General features: G+C 38.1%; 12 protein-coding genes, 8 tRNA genes and 3 rRNA genes. All 23 read left to right on the plus strand.

Annotated elements, in window-relative coordinates; genetic code table 11:
• Positions 1–9: 9 nt before the first annotated feature.
• Positions 10–402 (plus strand): cell division protein DivIC, encoded by a 393-nt coding sequence (gene divIC, locus NSS86_RS01090; protein WP_000792417.1) that lies wholly within the window; start codon positions 10–12, stop codon positions 400–402.
• 104 nt (positions 403–506) lie between these two features.
• On the plus strand, positions 507–908 hold the full coding sequence (locus tag NSS86_RS01095; RefSeq protein WP_000021445.1) for a S1 domain-containing RNA-binding protein: 402 nt from the start codon (positions 507–509) through the stop codon (positions 906–908).
• 179 nt (positions 909–1,087) lie between these two features.
• Positions 1,088–2,383, plus strand: coding sequence for a tRNA lysidine(34) synthetase TilS (gene tilS / locus NSS86_RS01100; protein ID WP_001176709.1), 1,296 nt, complete (start codon positions 1,088–1,090; stop codon positions 2,381–2,383).
• Between the two features lie 4 nt (positions 2,384–2,387).
• Positions 2,388–2,927 (plus strand): hypoxanthine phosphoribosyltransferase, encoded by a 540-nt coding sequence (gene hpt / locus NSS86_RS01105; protein ID WP_000551283.1) that lies wholly within the window; start codon positions 2,388–2,390, stop codon positions 2,925–2,927.
• A 256-nt stretch (positions 2,928–3,183) separates the two neighbouring features.
• A complete protein-coding gene (gene ftsH / locus NSS86_RS01110; protein WP_001167888.1) occupies positions 3,184–5,277 on the plus strand; it encodes an ATP-dependent zinc metalloprotease FtsH in 2,094 nt (697 codons plus the stop codon).
• 227 nt (positions 5,278–5,504) lie between these two features.
• On the plus strand, positions 5,505–6,386 hold the full coding sequence (gene hslO / locus NSS86_RS01115; protein WP_000148605.1) for an Hsp33 family molecular chaperone HslO: 882 nt from the start codon (positions 5,505–5,507) through the stop codon (positions 6,384–6,386).
• 178 nt (positions 6,387–6,564) lie between these two features.
• The gene (gene cysK, locus NSS86_RS01120; protein ID WP_000057594.1) at positions 6,565–7,497 is read left to right on the plus strand and encodes a cysteine synthase A; all 933 of its coding nucleotides are present in this window, start codon (positions 6,565–6,567) and stop codon (positions 7,495–7,497) included.
• A 215-nt stretch (positions 7,498–7,712) separates the two neighbouring features.
• Positions 7,713–8,516, plus strand: a complete 804-nt coding sequence (gene folP / locus NSS86_RS01125; protein ID WP_000167944.1) for a dihydropteroate synthase — start codon at positions 7,713–7,715, stop codon at positions 8,514–8,516.
• Entirely contained in the window at positions 8,494–8,859 is a 366-nt protein-coding gene (folB, locus tag NSS86_RS01130) for a dihydroneopterin aldolase (protein WP_001154302.1), read from the plus strand. Before folP ends, folB begins: the two co-directional genes overlap by 23 nt.
• Positions 8,856–9,332, plus strand: a complete 477-nt coding sequence (folK, locus tag NSS86_RS01135; RefSeq protein ID WP_000613722.1) for a 2-amino-4-hydroxy-6-hydroxymethyldihydropteridine diphosphokinase — start codon at positions 8,856–8,858, stop codon at positions 9,330–9,332. The genes folB and folK overlap by 4 nt, the downstream gene beginning before the upstream one ends.
• Positions 9,333–9,725: 393 nt before the next feature.
• Positions 9,726–9,818, plus strand: a complete 93-nt coding sequence (locus tag NSS86_RS01140) for a hypothetical protein (protein WP_001790128.1) — start codon at positions 9,726–9,728, stop codon at positions 9,816–9,818.
• Between the two features lie 52 nt (positions 9,819–9,870).
• Positions 9,871–11,358 carry a lysine--tRNA ligase gene (lysS, locus tag NSS86_RS01145; protein WP_001288202.1) on the plus strand — a complete coding sequence of 496 codons (1,488 nt, stop codon included), beginning with the start codon at positions 9,871–9,873 and terminating at the stop codon, positions 11,356–11,358.
• 557 nt (positions 11,359–11,915) lie between these two features.
• A 5S ribosomal RNA gene (gene rrf, locus NSS86_RS01150) occupies positions 11,916–12,030 on the plus strand.
• A gap of 12 nt (positions 12,031–12,042) precedes the next feature.
• Positions 12,043–12,118: transfer RNA gene (locus tag NSS86_RS01155), tRNA-Val, on the plus strand.
• Positions 12,119–12,134: 16 nt separating this feature from the next.
• Positions 12,135–12,210: transfer RNA gene (locus tag NSS86_RS01160), tRNA-Thr, on the plus strand.
• A 6-nt stretch (positions 12,211–12,216) separates the two neighbouring features.
• A tRNA-Lys gene (locus NSS86_RS01165) sits at positions 12,217–12,289 on the plus strand.
• A 33-nt stretch (positions 12,290–12,322) separates the two neighbouring features.
• A tRNA-Gly gene (locus tag NSS86_RS01170) sits at positions 12,323–12,397 on the plus strand.
• A gap of 7 nt (positions 12,398–12,404) precedes the next feature.
• Positions 12,405–12,493, plus strand: a tRNA-Leu gene (locus NSS86_RS01175).
• Between the two features lie 5 nt (positions 12,494–12,498).
• Positions 12,499–12,575, plus strand: a tRNA-Arg gene (locus NSS86_RS01180).
• A 20-nt stretch (positions 12,576–12,595) separates the two neighbouring features.
• Positions 12,596–12,669, plus strand: a tRNA-Pro gene (locus NSS86_RS01185).
• A gap of 23 nt (positions 12,670–12,692) precedes the next feature.
• Positions 12,693–12,768: transfer RNA gene (locus NSS86_RS01190), tRNA-Ala, on the plus strand.
• Between the two features lie 121 nt (positions 12,769–12,889).
• Positions 12,890–14,441, plus strand: a 16S ribosomal RNA gene (locus NSS86_RS01195).
• 304 nt (positions 14,442–14,745) lie between these two features.
• A 23S ribosomal RNA gene (locus NSS86_RS01200) occupies positions 14,746–17,668 on the plus strand.
• Together the 16S, 23S and 5S rRNA genes with 8 tRNA genes alongside form the textbook arrangement of a ribosomal RNA operon.
• The last annotated feature ends 47 nt before the right edge of the window (positions 17,669–17,715 follow it).

A 17,715-nucleotide genomic window follows, 5' to 3' on the forward strand; every position in this document is an offset into this window, starting at 1 on the left:
TGACAAGCAATGAAAAATAAAGTAGAACATATAGAAAATCAGTACACGTCGCAAGAGAACAAGAAAAAACAACGTCAAAAAATGAAAATGCGTGTTGTTCGTAGGCGTATTACAGTATTTGCGGGCGTATTACTTGCGATAATTGTTGTTTTATCAATCTTGCTTGTTGTCCAAAAACATCGCAATGATATTGATGCACAGGAGCGAAAAGCGAAAGAAGCACAGTTTCAAAAGCAACAAAATGAAGAAATTGCGTTAAAAGAAAAGTTGAATAATCTGAATGACAAAGATTACATTGAAAAAATTGCGCGTGATGATTATTACTTAAGCAACAAAGGTGAAGTGATTTTTAGGTTGCCAGAAGACAAAGATTCGTCTAGCTCAAAATCTTCGAAAAAATAAATCCAAATTGATTCAAAATTATCCGAGTATAGACATTGTGAAAAAATCCAAACAAGGATATAATAAGGGAAAATCGAATCAAATCGGGAGGATTTATTTAACATATGTCAATCGAAGTTGGAAATAAGCTTAAAGGTAAAGTCACTGGTATTAAAAAGTTTGGTGCATTCGTAGAATTACCTGAAGGAAAAAGTGGTTTAGTTCACATTAGTGAAGTCGCAGATAATTATGTTGAAAACGTAGAAGAGCACCTTTCTGTTGGTGATGAAGTAGACGTGAAAGTATTATCTATTGCTGATGATGGAAAAATTAGTCTTTCAATTAAGAAAGCTAAAGACCGTCCACGTAGACAACATACGAGTAAACCAAGTCATCAAAAACCAGTGCAAAAAGCCGAAGATTTTGAAAAGAAATTAAGCAATTTCTTAAAAGATAGTGAAGATAAATTAACTTCAATCAAACGTCAAACAGAATCTAGACGCGGTGGCAAAGGTTCTAGACGTTAATTAAAATAAATAAAGACTGTTTCGATAAGGAATATATTTAGAATGATGCGTATCGAATAATCGATTGCAGCGTTAGACAATCTAAGACTGTTTCTTAAATAAGGAGCAGTCTCTTTTATTTGTAATGATATAACTAAGACTTATACCATTTTTGAAAATTGTAAAAGTGAGGTGATGTTATGCAGTTAAATAGTAATGGTTGGCATGTTGATGACCATATTGTTGTCGCTGTTTCTACAGGTATTGATAGTATGTGTTTATTGTATCAACTACTAAATGATTATAAAGATAGTTATAGAAAACTAACATGCTTACATGTCAATCATGGCGTTAGGTCAGCTTCAATTGAGGAAGCCAGATTTTTAGAAGCATACTGCGAACGTCATCACATTGATTTACATATCAAAAAGTTAGATTTGTCGCATAGTCTCGACCGAAATAACAGCATTCAGAATGAAGCTCGAATTAAACGTTACGAATGGTTTGATGAAATGATGAATGTATTAGAAGCGGATGTATTGCTAACGGCGCATCATTTGGACGATCAATTAGAAACTATTATGTATCGTATTTTTAATGGGAAATCAACGCGTAATAAACTAGGATTTGATGAGTTATCGAAGCGAAAAGGTTATCAGATTTATCGACCACTTTTAGCTGTCTCTAAAAAAGAAATAAAACAATTCCAAGAGAGATATCATATTCCATATTTTGAAGATGAATCTAATAAAGATAACAAATATATTAGAAATGATATTCGTAATAGAATTATTCCAGCTATTGATGAAAATAATCAACTTAAAGTATCGCATTTATTAAAATTAAAACAATGGCATGATGAACAATATGATATTTTGCAATATTCAGCTAAACAATTTATTCAAGAATTTGTGAAGTTTGATGAACAGTCAAAATATTTAGAGGTTTCTAGACAAGCTTTTAATAACTTACCAAACTCATTAAAGATGGTTGTGTTGGACTGCCTATTATCAAAGTATTATGAGTTGTTTAATATTAGTGCTAAAACATACGAAGAGTGGTTTAAACAATTTAGTAGTAAGAAAGCACAATTCAGTATTAATCTCACGGATAAATGGATAATTCAAATCGCATATGGTAAATTAATAATAATGGCTAAAAATAATGGCGATACATATTTTAGAGTTCAAACAATTAAAAAGCCAGGTAATTATTTTTTTAACAAATATCGATTAGAGATACATTCTAATTTACCAAAATGTTTATTTCCGCTTACAGTGAGAACACGACAAAGTGGCGATACATTTAAACTGAATGGGCGCGATGGTTATAAGAAAGTGAATCGCCTGTTTATAGATTGTAAAGTGCCACAGTGGGTTCGGGATCAAATGCCAATCGTATTGGATAAACAACAGCGCATTATTGCGGTAGGAGATTTATATCAACAACAAACAATAAAAAAATGGATTATAATTAGTAAAAATGGAGATGAATAGCGTTATGCATAATGATTTGAAAGAAGTATTGTTAACTGAAGAAGATATTCAAAATATCTGTAAGGAATTGGGAGCACAATTAACAAAGGATTATCAAGGTAAACCATTAGTATGCGTGGGTATCTTAAAAGGCTCAGCAATGTTTATGTCAGATTTAATTAAACGAATTGATACCCATTTATCAATTGATTTCATGGATGTTTCTAGTTATCACGGAGGCACTGAGTCAACTGGTGAAGTTCAAATCATTAAAGATTTAGGTTCTTCTATTGAAAATAAAGACGTATTAATTATTGAAGATATCTTAGAGACTGGTACTACACTTAAGTCAATTACTGAATTATTACAATCTAGAAAAGTTAATTCATTAGAAATAGTTACTTTATTAGATAAACCAAACCGTCGTAAAGCGGACATTGAAGCTAAGTATGTAGGTAAAAAAATACCAGATGAATTTGTTGTTGGTTACGGTTTAGATTATCGTGAATTATACCGAAACTTACCATATATCGGTACGTTAAAACCTGAAGTGTATTCAAATTAATTTTTTAATCAATTTCAGTTATTATTACTATGCGTTTGAGAAATAATAGTGTAGACTCAAAAATATGAAAAATGTATTTCATATATATTTAATTTTAGACAAGACATATGTCTTGAAAAGTTGAAAAATATAGAGATTGATAAAACTAATACGGGTGTGAATGACATTGATGTTAAGCTCAATTACTAGCTTATAAAACATGTCATATGTTACAATTTTTGTTAGTTTTATTATGGGAAGTAGGAGGAAATGACGCATGCAGAAAGCTTTTCGCAATGTGCTAGTTATCGTAATAATAGGCGTTATTATTTTTGGTCTATTTTCATATTTAAACGGTAATGGAAATATGCCGAAACAGCTTACATATAATCAATTTACTGAGAAGTTGGAAAAAGGTGACCTTAAAACTTTAGAAATCCAACCACAACAAAATGTCTATATGGTAAGTGGTAAAACGAAAAATGATGAAGACTATTCATCAACTATTTTATATAACAACGAAAAAGAATTACAAAAAATTACTGATGCTGCTAAAAAGCAAAACGGTGTAAAATTAACGATTAAAGAAGAAGAAAAACAAAGTGTCTTTGTGAGTATACTTTCAACATTAATTCCAGTTGTAGTCATAGCGTTATTATTTATTTTCTTCCTAAGCCAAGCACAAGGTGGCGGTAGTGGCGGTCGTATGATGAACTTTGGTAAATCTAAAGCAAAAATGTACGATAATAATAAACGTCGTGTTCGTTTCTCTGATGTAGCAGGGGCAGATGAAGAAAAACAAGAATTAATTGAAATTGTTGATTTCTTGAAAGATAATAAAAAATTCAAAGAAATGGGATCTAGGATTCCTAAAGGTGTCTTACTTGTTGGACCTCCAGGTACTGGTAAAACATTACTTGCTAGAGCGGTTGCAGGTGAAGCTGGCGCACCATTCTTCTCTATTAGTGGTTCAGACTTTGTAGAGATGTTTGTTGGTGTTGGTGCGAGCCGTGTTCGTGACTTATTCGATAATGCTAAGAAAAACGCGCCTTGTATCATCTTTATCGATGAGATTGATGCTGTTGGTCGTCAACGTGGTGCAGGTGTTGGTGGCGGTCATGATGAACGTGAACAAACCCTAAACCAATTATTAGTTGAAATGGATGGTTTCGGTGAAAATGAAGGTATCATTATGATAGCTGCTACAAACCGTCCTGATATCCTTGACCCAGCCTTATTACGTCCAGGTCGTTTTGATAGACAAATTCAAGTTGGTCGTCCAGATGTGAAAGGCCGTGAAGCAATTCTTCATGTTCATGCTAAAAACAAACCACTTGATGAAACGGTTGATTTAAAAGCAATTTCACAACGTACACCTGGTTTCTCAGGTGCTGATTTAGAGAACTTATTAAATGAAGCATCTTTAATTGCTGTACGTGAAGGTAAAAAGAAAATTGACATGAGAGATATCGAAGAGGCAACGGATAGAGTTATAGCCGGACCTGCTAAGAAATCTCGAGTTATTTCTAAGAAAGAACGTAATATTGTTGCTCATCACGAAGCTGGTCATACAATTATCGGTATGGTACTTGATGAGGCAGAAGTAGTGCATAAAGTTACTATTGTTCCACGTGGACAAGCAGGTGGTTATGCAATGATGCTACCTAAACAAGATCGTTTCTTAATGACTGAACAAGAGTTATTAGATAAAATCTGTGGTTTACTTGGTGGACGTGTATCAGAAGATATTAACTTTAACGAAGTATCAACAGGTGCTTCAAATGACTTCGAACGTGCAACACAAATCGCACGCTCAATGGTTACGCAATATGGTATGAGTAAAAAATTAGGACCATTACAGTTCGGTCATAGCAATGGTCAAGTATTCTTAGGTAAAGATATGCAAGGTGAGCCTAATTATTCAAGCCAAATCGCATATGAAATTGATAAAGAAGTTCAACGAATCGTTAAAGAACAATACGAACGTTGTAAACAAATTTTATTAGAGCACAAAGAACAATTAATTTTAATTGCTGAAACATTATTAACAGAAGAAACATTAGTTGCTGAACAAATTCAATCATTATTCTACGAAGGTAAATTACCTGAAATTGATTATGATGCAGCTAAAGTTGTTAAAGATGAAGATTCTGAATTTAATGATGGTAAATTCGGTAAATCTTATGAAGAGATTCGTAAAGAGCAATTAGAAGATGGACAACGTGACGAAAGTGAAGATCGTAAAGAAGAAAAAGATATTGCTGAGGATAAAAAAGAAGCTGATAAATCTGATGAAAAAGATGAACCAGCACATCGACAAGCCCCAAATATCGAAAAACCTTACGATCCAAATCACCCAGACAATAAATAATCGATTATATTCAGTACCTCTTTCTATGATAAAGTTATAGAAAGAGGTACTTTTATCGTTTTTAAAAATACGTATTAGATTTTAAGTCATTGAATTGTTATAGCAGAAAATAATTGTAAAACAAGTTACTTCATTATTTAGAATGATGGGTGTAGAATAAGTACAATTGTTGCATTTTATGAAGTAAAGTAATTTTAAAATATAGAGTAATAGAGGAGATTGAAATAATGACACACGATTATATTGTTAAAGCATTAGCATTTGATGGGGAGATTAGGGCTTATGCTGCTTTGACAACTGAAACTGTTCAAGAAGCACAAACGAGACATTATACATGGCCGACAGCATCTGCTGCAATGGGAAGAACAATGACAGCAACAGCTATGATGGGCGCAATGTTGAAAGGTGATCAAAAATTAACTGTCACTGTAGATGGCCAAGGACCTATTGGACGAATTATTGCCGATGCAAATGCTAAAGGCGAGGTGCGTGCTTATGTAGACCATCCACAAACTCATTTTCCATTAAATGAGCAAGGTAAACTTGATGTAAGACGAGCAGTAGGGACAAATGGATCTATTATGGTTGTTAAAGACGTTGGAATGAAAGACTATTTCTCTGGAGCAAGTCCAATTGTTTCAGGAGAACTTGGTGAAGATTTTACTTATTATTATGCTACAAGTGAACAAACACCTTCATCGGTAGGTCTTGGTGTATTGGTAAATCCTGATAATACGATTAAAGCAGCAGGAGGATTTATCATTCAAGTTATGCCAGGTGCCAAAGATGAAACAATTTCAAAATTAGAAAAAGCAATTAGTGAAATGACACCAGTTTCTAAATTAATTGAACAAGGATTAACGCCAGAAGGATTACTAAACGAAATCTTAGGTGAAGACCATGTGCAAATTTTAGAGAAAATGCCTGTTCAATTTGAATGTAATTGTAGTCATGAGAAATTTTTAAATGCTATTAAAGGATTGGGCGAGGCTGAGATTCAAAATATGATTAAAGAAGATCATGGTGCTGAAGCAGTATGTCATTTCTGTGGAAATAAATATAAATATACTGAAGAAGAATTAAACGTGTTGCTAGAAAGTTTAGCGTAATTTAATTTAAATCAATACGCTAAAATGTTTATTTTTAGCGGTTTAGTGAAATGTAGAACTAAATAGTTGTATAATCCTTAGTGATTTTGTTTGCTTTCTAGAATTTATTTGATAAAATAATTCTATATCCGATAAATAAACTAAGATTTCAACAACTAACTAAAAAGGAGTGTTCTTAATGGCACAAAAACCAGTAGATAATATTACTCAAATTATTGGCGGTACACCGGTAGTCAAATTGAGAAATGTAGTAGATGACAATGCAGCAGATGTTTATGTAAAATTGGAATATCAAAATCCAGGTGGTTCTGTAAAGGATAGAATTGCTTTAGCAATGATTGAAAAAGCAGAGCGAGAAGGCAAAATTAAACCTGGCGACACAATTGTAGAACCAACAAGTGGTAATACAGGTATCGGTTTAGCATTTGTATGTGCTGCTAAAGGATATAAAGCAGTATTTACTATGCCCGAAACAATGAGCCAAGAGCGTCGTAATTTATTAAAAGCATACGGTGCGGAATTAGTTTTAACGCCTGGATCAGAAGCGATGAAAGGTGCAATTAAAAAAGCTAAAGAATTAAAAGAAGAACATGGTTACTTCGAGCCACAACAATTTGAAAACCCTGCGAACCCTGAAGTTCATGAGTTAACTACAGGTCCTGAGTTATTACAACAATTTGAAGGGAAAACTATCGATGCGTTCCTAGCTGGTGTTGGTACTGGTGGTACGTTATCTGGTGTAGGTAAAGTTCTGAAAAAAGAATATCCTAACATCGAAATTGTTGCTATAGAGCCTGAGGCTTCTCCAGTATTGAGCGGTGGTGAGCCAGGTCCACATAAATTACAAGGTTTAGGTGCTGGATTTATTCCAGGCACTTTGAATACAGAAATCTATGACAGTATTATTAAAGTAGGAAATGATACAGCGATGGAAATGTCTCGTCGAGTTGCTAAAGAGGAAGGTATTTTAGCAGGTATTTCATCAGGTGCTGCGATTTATGCTGCCATTCAAAAAGCAAAAGAATTAGGAAAAGGTAAAACAGTAGTAACAGTATTGCCGAGTAATGGTGAACGCTACTTATCAACACCTTTATATTCATTCGATGACTAATTAATGTCATTTAAAAGAGTGAGTTATCTTTTTGAGATAACTTGCTCTTTTTTTCTACCATGTATAATTTTAAAAATATGAGCGTTAAATTAAACATTTTTCTGATAAAAACATCCAGTGAATGATAAGATAATAAACGTACATATTAATAACTAGTAAATCGCAGGAGTAAATTTTATTAGAGTTAAACAATACATAATTAAAGGGTGGTTAACATGACTAAAACAAAAATTATGGGCATATTAAACGTCACACCTGATTCATTCTCAGATGGTGGAAAATTTAATAATGTTGAAACAGCTATAAATAGAGTGAAAGCCATGATAGATGAAGGTGCTGACATTATAGATGTTGGAGGTGTTTCAACGAGACCCGGTCATGAAATGGTTACATTAGAAGAAGAGCTGAACAGAGTATTACCTGTTGTTGAAGCTATTGTCGGTTTTGATGTAAAAATTTCAGTCGATACATTTCGAAGTGAGGTTGCTGAAGCATGTTTAAAATTAGGCGTTGATATGATTAATGATCAATGGGCGGGTCTGTATGATCATCGTATGTTCCAAATTGTAGCTAAATATGACGCGGAAATTATTTTAATGCATAATGGAAATGGTAATCGTGATGAACCGGTTGTCGAAGAAATGTTAACATCTTTGTTAGCACAAGCACATCAAGCTAAAATAGCTGGTATACCTTCAAATAAAATTTGGCTAGATCCAGGTATAGGTTTCGCTAAAACTAGAAATGAAGAAGCCGAAGTTATGGCAAGACTGGATGAACTTGTTGCAACAGAATATCCAGTTTTATTAGCGACAAGCCGGAAACGTTTCACTAAAGAGATGATGGGTTATGATACAACACCGGTTGAAAGAGATGAAGTAACTGCAGCTACGACTGCATATGGTATTATGAAAGGCGTTAGAGCAGTACGCGTTCATAATGTCGAGTTGAATGCTAAATTAGCTAAAGGTATAGATTTTTTAAAGGAGAATGAAAATGCAAGACACAATCTTTCTTAAAGGTATGCGCTTTTATGGATATCATGGTGCTTTATCAGCTGAAAATGAAATAGGGCAAATTTTCAAAGTGGATGTAACTTTGAAAGTAGACTTAGCTGAAGCTGGGCGTACTGATAATGTTATTGATACAGTTCATTATGGTGAAGTGTTCGAAGAGGTTAAATCAATTATGGAAGGTAAGGCCGTTAATTTACTTGAGCATCTAGCTGAACGTATTGCAAATCGTATAAATTCACAATATAATCGTGTAATGGAAACAAAAGTGAGAATCACTAAAGAAAACCCACCGATTCCGGGTCATTATGATGGAGTAGGTATCGAAATAGTGAGGGAGAATAAATGATTCAAGCATACTTAGGATTAGGTAGTAATATTGGTGATAGAGAAAGCCAGTTAAACGATGCTATAAAGATTTTGAATGAATATGATGGTATTAGCGTATCTAATATTTCTCCGATTTATGAAACAGCACCAGTTGGGTATACTGAGCAACCTAACTTTTTAAATTTGTGTGTTGAAATTCAAACAACACTCACAGTATTACAACTGTTGGAATGTTGTTTGAAGACAGAAGAATGTTTACACCGTATTAGAAAGGAACGATGGGGTCCTAGAACTTTAGATGTGGATATTTTGTTGTATGGAGAAGAAATGATAGATTTACCAAAACTGTCGGTGCCACATCCGAGAATGAATGAACGTGCATTTGTTTTAATCCCATTAAATGATATAGCAGCAAATGTCGTAGAACCACGTTCGAAATTGAAAGTGAAAGATTTAGTTTTTGTCGATGACAGTGTAAAGAGATATAAATAATGTATTGTTGAGAACATTCATATTTATTGGGAATAGATGATTGATTATTGGAGATGTTTCCGCATTTTGATTATCTCTAAATGCATTTGATTACGAATTAGTATATGATGATTTAGTATGTGTTAGAATTAAGTTATTTCATAAAATCAAAGTAAGCAATATTTGATAAATTGCTGTAATTTATTTGGGCTTTTGTTGAAGTTTGTGGAAGATAATTTTTATACATTTACTTAGGGTTGTATTAATGATAATCGTATTTTAAATGAATAAGTAATTCATAAACGAAAACAGAAATTGCTTTATTACATTTACAAGCTCTTGTAAAATTAAAAAAGTGATAAAATTGATGTTATGAATATAAGAAAACATGCCACATCATAACTTTAAGGTGTAATGGTTAATGATAAAGTATTAGAAACATCGAAAGAGATGTATGTTGAGCAAAAATGTCTGATATTTTATAAAACTTTAAAGGAAAATGTTTGAGTGTACCAGTTGGAATACTAAAGGATTACAACAAGTTAAAGGAGAGAAAGTTATGTCAGAAGAAATGAATGACCAAATGTTGGTTCGACGTCAAAAATTACAAGAATTATATGATCTTGGTATAGACCCGTTTGGTTCTAAATTTGACCGTTCAGGTTTATCTAGTGATTTGAAAGAAGAGTGGGACCAGTATTCTAAAGAAGAATTGGTAGAAAAAGAAGCGGATAGTCATGTCGCTATAGCTGGACGATTAATGACTAAGCGTGGTAAAGGTAAAGCAGGATTTGCACACGTTCAGGACTTAGCTGGACAAATTCAAATTTACGTTCGTAAAGATCAAGTTGGCGATGACGAATTTGATTTATGGAAAAATGCTGATTTAGGCGATATCGTTGGTGTTGAAGGTGTAATGTTCAAAACAAATACTGGCGAATTATCGGTTAAAGCGAAGAAATTCACGCTACTAACTAAATCATTGCGACCATTACCGGATAAATTCCACGGTTTACAGGATATTGAACAGAGATATCGTCAAAGATATTTAGATTTAATTACGAACGAAGATAGCACTCGTACATTTATTAATCGTAGTAAAATCATTCAAGAAATGCGTAATTATTTAAATAATAAAGGTTTCTTGGAAGTAGAAACACCTATGATGCACCAAATTGCTGGTGGCGCAGCTGCTAGACCATTTGTAACACATCATAATGCATTAGATGCAACGTTATACATGCGTATTGCTATTGAGTTGCATTTAAAACGTTTAATTGTCGGTGGACTTGAAAAAGTATATGAAATTGGTAGAGTATTCCGTAATGAAGGTGTATCAACTAGACATAACCCTGAATTCACAATGATTGAATTATATGAAGCATATGCAGATTATCATGACATTATGGATTTAACAGAATCTATGGTGAGACATATTGCCAATGAAGTATTAGGTTCTGCAAAAGTACAATACAATGGGGAAACGATTGATTTAGAATCTGCTTGGACTCGTTTGCATATTGTTGATGCTGTAAAAGAAGCTACTGGTGTGGATTTTTATGAAGTTAAAAGTGATGAAGAAGCTAAAGCTTTAGCTAAAGAACATGGTATTGAAATTAAAGATACAATGAAATATGGTCATATTTTAAATGAATTCTTTGAGCAAAAAGTTGAAGAAACACTTATTCAGCCAACGTTTATCTATGGTCATCCGACTGAAATTTCACCTTTAGCGAAGAAAAATCCTGAAGATCCTAGATTTACTGATCGTTTCGAATTGTTCATTGTAGGTAGAGAGCATGCAAATGCATTTACTGAATTAAATGATCCTATTGATCAAAAAGGTCGTTTTGAAGCGCAACTTGTTGAAAAGGCGCAAGGTAATGATGAAGCGCATGAAATGGATGAAGATTACATTGAAGCGTTAGAATATGGTATGCCTCCGACAGGTGGTCTTGGTATCGGTATTGACAGATTGGTTATGTTATTAACTGATTCTCCATCAATCAGAGACGTGTTATTATTCCCTTATATGAGACAAAAATAAATGACGTTGATTGTTAGTAAGAGCTCTCGTGTATACAACATGTGTATGCGAGGGTTTTCTTAATTATGGTAATTAGTTCGTGTTTGAATGTTTTTGATAGTAATAGTTAACGATAGTGGTACTATTTTTGACTGTTAAACAAGGTAGTTGGCTGATAGATGAAAATGACGATACGTATATAGAGTAGTTCGGATGAGAAATGTTAACGATAGACATTGAGATATCTTATAACAAAAATTGCTATATTAGTATAATTTATCTTAATCAGCTATAAAAGTACTTTAAAATTGTATAGAATGTGTATGGTTTTGTACATATGTGTATGATAGAATACTAAAAGTGTTATGAATTAGAGAGCACGAGAAATGTCAGTTTTGAAGAATAAAAAAGTTGATTAAAAGTGTTGACTTTATCAATTGAATGAAGTAATATATAAAAGTCGTCAAAAACAGACGAAACACACTAAAAGCTGATGTGACAAAGTTCACAACAAAGTGTAAAATTAACTATTGCACCTTATTAATTAAGCGTGTATCATAAATAAGTAAGTTATTTTGTCTGGTGGCTATAGCAAGGAGGTCACACCTGTTCCCATGCCGAACACAGAAGTTAAGCTCCTTAGCGTCGATGGTAGTCGAACTTACGTTCCGCTAGAGTAGAACGTTGCCAGGCAAATGACAAATCGGAGAATTAGCTCAGCTGGGAGAGCATCTGCCTTACAAGCAGAGGGTCGGCGGTTCGAACCCGTCATTCTCCACCATTTATTCTTAGATATAGCCGGCCTAGCTCAATTGGTAGAGCAACTGACTTGTAATCAGTAGGTTGGGGGTTCAAGTCCTCTGGCCGGCACCATCTTTTGAGCCATTAGCTCAGCTGGTAGAGCATCTGACTTTTAATCAGAGGGTCAGAGGTTCGAATCCTCTATGGCTCATTACGATTTAATTTTTATATTTAGCAAAATAATGCAGAAGTAGTTCAGCGGTAGAATACAACCTTGCCAAGGTTGGGGTCGCGGGTTCGAATCCCGTCTTCTGCTCCATTATTTTGCCGGGGTGGCGGAACTGGCAGACGCACAGGACTTAAAATCCTGCGGTGAGAGATCACCGTACCGGTTCGATTCCGGTCCTCGGCACCATTTTAGCGCCCGTAGCTCAATTGGATAGAGCGTTTGACTACGGATCAAGAGGTTATGGGTTCGACTCCTATCGGGCGCGCCATTTTTAAATTAATTGAATAACGGGAAGTAGCTCAGCTTGGTAGAGCACTTGGTTTGGGACCAAGGGGTCGCAGGTTCGAATCCTGTCTTCCCGATTACTTCTTAAATTTCATTTTATGGGGGCTTAGCTCAGCTGGGAGAGCGCCTGCTTTGCACGCAGGAGGTCAGCGGTTCGATCCCGCTAGTCTCCACCATTTATTTTTACACGATGAACATTGAAAACTGAATGACAATATGTCAACGTTAATTCCAAAAAACGTAACTATAAGTTACAAACATTATTTAGTATTTATGAGCTAATCAAACATCATAATTTTTATGGAGAGTTTGATCCTGGCTCAGGATGAACGCTGGCGGCGTGCCTAATACATGCAAGTCGAGCGAACGGACGAGAAGCTTGCTTCTCTGATGTTAGCGGCGGACGGGTGAGTAACACGTGGATAACCTACCTATAAGACTGGGATAACTTCGGGAAACCGGAGCTAATACCGGATAATATTTTGAACCGCATGGTTCAAAAGTGAAAGACGGTCTTGCTGTCACTTATAGATGGATCCGCGCTGCATTAGCTAGTTGGTAAGGTAACGGCTTACCAAGGCAACGATGCATAGCCGACCTGAGAGGGTGATCGGCCACACTGGAACTGAGACACGGTCCAGACTCCTACGGGAGGCAGCAGTAGGGAATCTTCCGCAATGGGCGAAAGCCTGACGGAGCAACGCCGCGTGAGTGATGAAGGTCTTCGGATCGTAAAACTCTGTTATTAGGGAAGAACATATGTGTAAGTAACTGTGCACATCTTGACGGTACCTAATCAGAAAGCCACGGCTAACTACGTGCCAGCAGCCGCGGTAATACGTAGGTGGCAAGCGTTATCCGGAATTATTGGGCGTAAAGCGCGCGTAGGCGGTTTTTTAAGTCTGATGTGAAAGCCCACGGCTCAACCGTGGAGGGTCATTGGAAACTGGAAAACTTGAGTGCAGAAGAGGAAAGTGGAATTCCATGTGTAGCGGTGAAATGCGCAGAGATATGGAGGAACACCAGTGGCGAAGGCGACTTTCTGGTCTGTAACTGACGCTGATGTGCGAAAGCGTGGGGATCAAACAGGATTAGATACCCTGGTAGTCCACGCCGTAAACGATGAGTGCTAAGTGTTAGGGGGTTTCCGCCCCTTAGTGCTGCAGCTAACGCATTAAGCACTCCGCCTGGGGAGTACGACCGCAAGGTTGAAACTCAAAGGAATTGACGGGGACCCGCACAAGCGGTGGAGCATGTGGTTTAATTCGAAGCAACGCGAAGAACCTTACCAAATCTTGACATCCTTTGACAACTCTAGAGATAGAGCCTTCCCCTTCGGGGGACAAAGTGACAGGTGGTGCATGGTTGTCGTCAGCTCGTGTCGTGAGATGTTGGGTTAAGTCCCGCAACGAGCGCAACCCTTAAGCTTAGTTGCCATCATTAAGTTGGGCACTCTAAGTTGACTGCCGGTGACAAACCGGAGGAAGGTGGGGATGACGTCAAATCATCATGCCCCTTATGATTTGGGCTACACACGTGCTACAATGGACAATACAAAGGGCAGCGAAACCGCGAGGTCAAGCAAATCCCATAAAGTTGTTCTCAGTTCGGATTGTAGTCTGCAACTCGACTACATGAAGCTGGAATCGCTAGTAATCGTAGATCAGCATGCTACGGTGAATACGTTCCCGGGTCTTGTACACACCGCCCGTCACACCACGAGAGTTTGTAACACCCGAAGCCGGTGGAGTAACCTTTTAGGAGCTAGCCGTCGAAGGTGGGACAAATGATTGGGGTGAAGTCGTAACAAGGTAGCCGTATCGGAAGGTGCGGCTGGATCACCTCCTTTCTAAGGATATATTCGGAACATCTTCTTCAGAAGATGCGGAATAATGTGACATATTGTATTCAGTTTTGAATGTCTATTTAACATTCAAATATTTTTTGGTTAAAGTGATATTGCTTATGCGAGCGCTTGACTAAAAAGAAATTGTACATTGAAAACTAGATAAGTAAGTAAAATATAGATTTTACCAAGCAAAACCGAGTGAATAAAGAGTTTTAAATAAGCTTGAATTCATAAGAAATAATCGCTAGTGTTCGAAAGAACACTCACAAGATTAATAACGCGTTTCCTGTAGGATGGAAACATAGATTAAGTTATTAAGGGCGCACGGTGGATGCCTTGGCACTAGAAGCCGATGAAGGACGTTACTAACGACGATATGCTTTGGGGAGCTGTAAGTAAGCTTTGATCCAGAGATTTCCGAATGGGGAAACCCAGCATGAGTTATGTCATGTTATCGATATGTGAATACATAGCATATCAGAAGGCACACCCGGAGAACTGAAACATCTTAGTACCCGGAGGAAGAGAAAGAAAATTCGATTCCCTTAGTAGCGGCGAGCGAAACGGGAAGAGCCCAAACCAACAAGCTTGCTTGTTGGGGTTGTAGGACACTCTATACGGAGTTACAAAGGACGACATTAGACGAATCATCTGGAAAGATGAATCAAAGAAGGTAATAATCCTGTAGTCGAAAATGTTGTCTCTCTTGAGTGGATCCTGAGTACGACGGAGCACGTGAAATTCCGTCGGAATCTGGGAGGACCATCTCCTAAGGCTAAATACTCTCTAGTGACCGATAGTGAACCAGTACCGTGAGGGAAAGGTGAAAAGCACCCCGGAAGGGGAGTGAAATAGAACCTGAAACCGTGTGCTTACAAGTAGTCAGAGCCCGTTAATGGGTGATGGCGTGCCTTTTGTAGAATGAACCGGCGAGTTACGATTTGATGCAAGGTTAAGCAGTAAATGTGGAGCCGTAGCGAAAGCGAGTCTGAATAGGGCGTTTAGTATTTGGTCGTAGACCCGAAACCAGGTGATCTACCCTTGGTCAGGTTGAAGTTCAGGTAACACTGAATGGAGGACCGAACCGACTTACGTTGAAAAGTGAGCGGATGAACTGAGGGTAGCGGAGAAATTCCAATCGAACCTGGAGATAGCTGGTTCTCTCCGAAATAGCTTTAGGGCTAGCCTCAAGTGATGATTATTGGAGGTAGAGCACTGTTTGGACGAGGGGCCCCTCTCGGGTTACCGAATTCAGACAAACTCCGAATGCCAATTAATTTAACTTGGGAGTCAGAACATGGGTGATAAGGTCCGTGTTCGAAAGGGAAACAGCCCAGACCACCAGCTAAGGTCCCAAAATATATGTTAAGTGGAAAAGGATGTGGCGTTGCCCAGACAACTAGGATGTTGGCTTAGAAGCAGCTATCATTTAAAGAGTGCGTAATAGCTCACTAGTCGAGTGACACTGCGCCGAAAATGTACCGGGGCTAAACATATTACCGAAGCTGTGGATTGTCCTTTGGACAATGGTAGGAGAGCGTTCTAAGGGCGTTGAAGCATGATCGTAAGGACATGTGGAGCGCTTAGAAGTGAGAATGCCGGTGTGAGTAGCGAAAGACGGGTGAGAATCCCGTCCACCGATTGACTAAGGTTTCCAGAGGAAGGCTCGTCCGCTCTGGGTTAGTCGGGTCCTAAGCTGAGGCCGACAGGCGTAGGCGATGGATAACAGGTTGATATTCCTGTACCACCTATAATCGTTTTAATCGATGGGGGGACGCAGTAGGATAGGCGAAGCGTGCGATTGGATTGCACGTCTAAGCAGTAAGGCTGAGTATTAGGCAAATCCGGTACTCGTTAAGGCTGAGCTGTGATGGGGAGAAGACATTGAGTCTTCGAGTCGTTGATTTCACACTGCCGAGAAAAGCCTCTAGATAGAAAATAGGTGCCCGTACCGCAAACCGACACAGGTAGTCAAGATGAGAATTCTAAGGTGAGCGAGCGAACTCTCGTTAAGGAACTCGGCAAAATGACCCCGTAACTTCGGGAGAAGGGGTGCTCTTTAGGGTTAACGCCCAGAAGAGCCGCAGTGAATAGGCCCAAGCGACTGTTTATCAAAAACACAGGTCTCTGCTAAACCGTAAGGTGATGTATAGGGGCTGACGCCTGCCCGGTGCTGGAAGGTTAAGAGGAGTGGTTAGCTTCTGCGAAGCTACGAATCGAAGCCCCAGTAAACGGCGGCCGTAACTATAACGGTCCTAAGGTAGCGAAATTCCTTGTCGGGTAAGTTCCGACCCGCACGAAAGGCGTAACGATTTGGGCACTGTCTCAACGAGAGACTCGGTGAAATCATAGTACCTGTGAAGATGCAGGTTACCCGCGACAGGACGGAAAGACCCCGTGGAGCTTTACTGTAGCCTGATATTGAAATTCGGCACAGCTTGTACAGGATAGGTAGGAGCCTTTGAAACGTGAGCGCTAGCTTACGTGGAGGCGCTGGTGGGATACTACCCTAGCTGTGTTGGCTTTCTAACCCGCACCACTTATCGTGGTGGGAGACAGTGTCAGGCGGGCAGTTTGACTGGGGCGGTCGCCTCCTAAAAGGTAACGGAGGCGCTCAAAGGTTCCCTCAGAATGGTTGGAAATCATTCATAGAGTGTAAAGGCATAAGGGAGCTTGACTGCGAGACCTACAAGTCGAGCAGGGTCGAAAGACGGACTTAGTGATCCGGTGGTTCCGCATGGAAGGGCCATCGCTCAACGGATAAAAGCTACCCCGGGGATAACAGGCTTATCTCCCCCAAGAGTTCACATCGACGGGGAGGTTTGGCACCTCGATGTCGGCTCATCGCATCCTGGGGCTGTAGTCGGTCCCAAGGGTTGGGCTGTTCGCCCATTAAAGCGGTACGCGAGCTGGGTTCAGAACGTCGTGAGACAGTTCGGTCCCTATCCGTCGTGGGCGTAGGAAATTTGAGAGGAGCTGTCCTTAGTACGAGAGGACCGGGATGGACATACCTCTGGTGTACCAGTTGTCGTGCCAACGGCATAGCTGGGTAGCTATGTGTGGACGGGATAAGTGCTGAAAGCATCTAAGCATGAAGCCCCCCTCAAGATGAGATTTCCCAACTTCGGTTATAAGATCCCTCAAAGATGATGAGGTTAATAGGTTCGAGGTGGAAGCATGGTGACATGTGGAGCTGACGAATACTAATCGATCGAAGACTTAATCAAAATAAATGTTTTGCGAAGCAAAATCACTTTTACTTACTATCTAGTTT

It is taken from the genome of Staphylococcus sp. FSL W8-0056, from assembly GCF_037963075.1.
GTDB lineage: Bacteria > Bacillota > Bacilli > Staphylococcales > Staphylococcaceae > Staphylococcus > Staphylococcus aureus.

Bases quoted from the DNA above. Each gene is read 5' to 3' on its own strand.
- divIC (WP_000792417.1), top strand. From the start codon at position 10: ATGAAAAATAAAGTAGAACATATAGAAAATCAGTACACGTCGCAAGAG.
- NSS86_RS01095 (WP_000021445.1), top strand. From the start codon at position 507: ATGTCAATCGAAGTTGGAAATAAGCTTAAAGGTAAAGTCACTGGTATT.
- tilS (WP_001176709.1), top strand. From the start codon at position 1,088: ATGCAGTTAAATAGTAATGGTTGGCATGTTGATGACCATATTGTTGTC.
- hpt (WP_000551283.1), top strand. From the start codon at position 2,388: ATGCATAATGATTTGAAAGAAGTATTGTTAACTGAAGAAGATATTCAA.
- ftsH (WP_001167888.1), top strand. From the start codon at position 3,184: ATGCAGAAAGCTTTTCGCAATGTGCTAGTTATCGTAATAATAGGCGTT.
- hslO (WP_000148605.1), top strand. From the start codon at position 5,505: ATGACACACGATTATATTGTTAAAGCATTAGCATTTGATGGGGAGATT.
- cysK (WP_000057594.1), top strand. From the start codon at position 6,565: ATGGCACAAAAACCAGTAGATAATATTACTCAAATTATTGGCGGTACA.
- folP (WP_000167944.1), top strand. From the start codon at position 7,713: ATGACTAAAACAAAAATTATGGGCATATTAAACGTCACACCTGATTCA.
- folB (WP_001154302.1), top strand. From the start codon at position 8,494: ATGCAAGACACAATCTTTCTTAAAGGTATGCGCTTTTATGGATATCAT.
- folK (WP_000613722.1), top strand. From the start codon at position 8,856: ATGATTCAAGCATACTTAGGATTAGGTAGTAATATTGGTGATAGAGAA.
- NSS86_RS01140 (WP_001790128.1), top strand. From the start codon at position 9,726: ATGGTTAATGATAAAGTATTAGAAACATCGAAAGAGATGTATGTTGAG.
- lysS (WP_001288202.1), top strand. From the start codon at position 9,871: ATGTCAGAAGAAATGAATGACCAAATGTTGGTTCGACGTCAAAAATTA.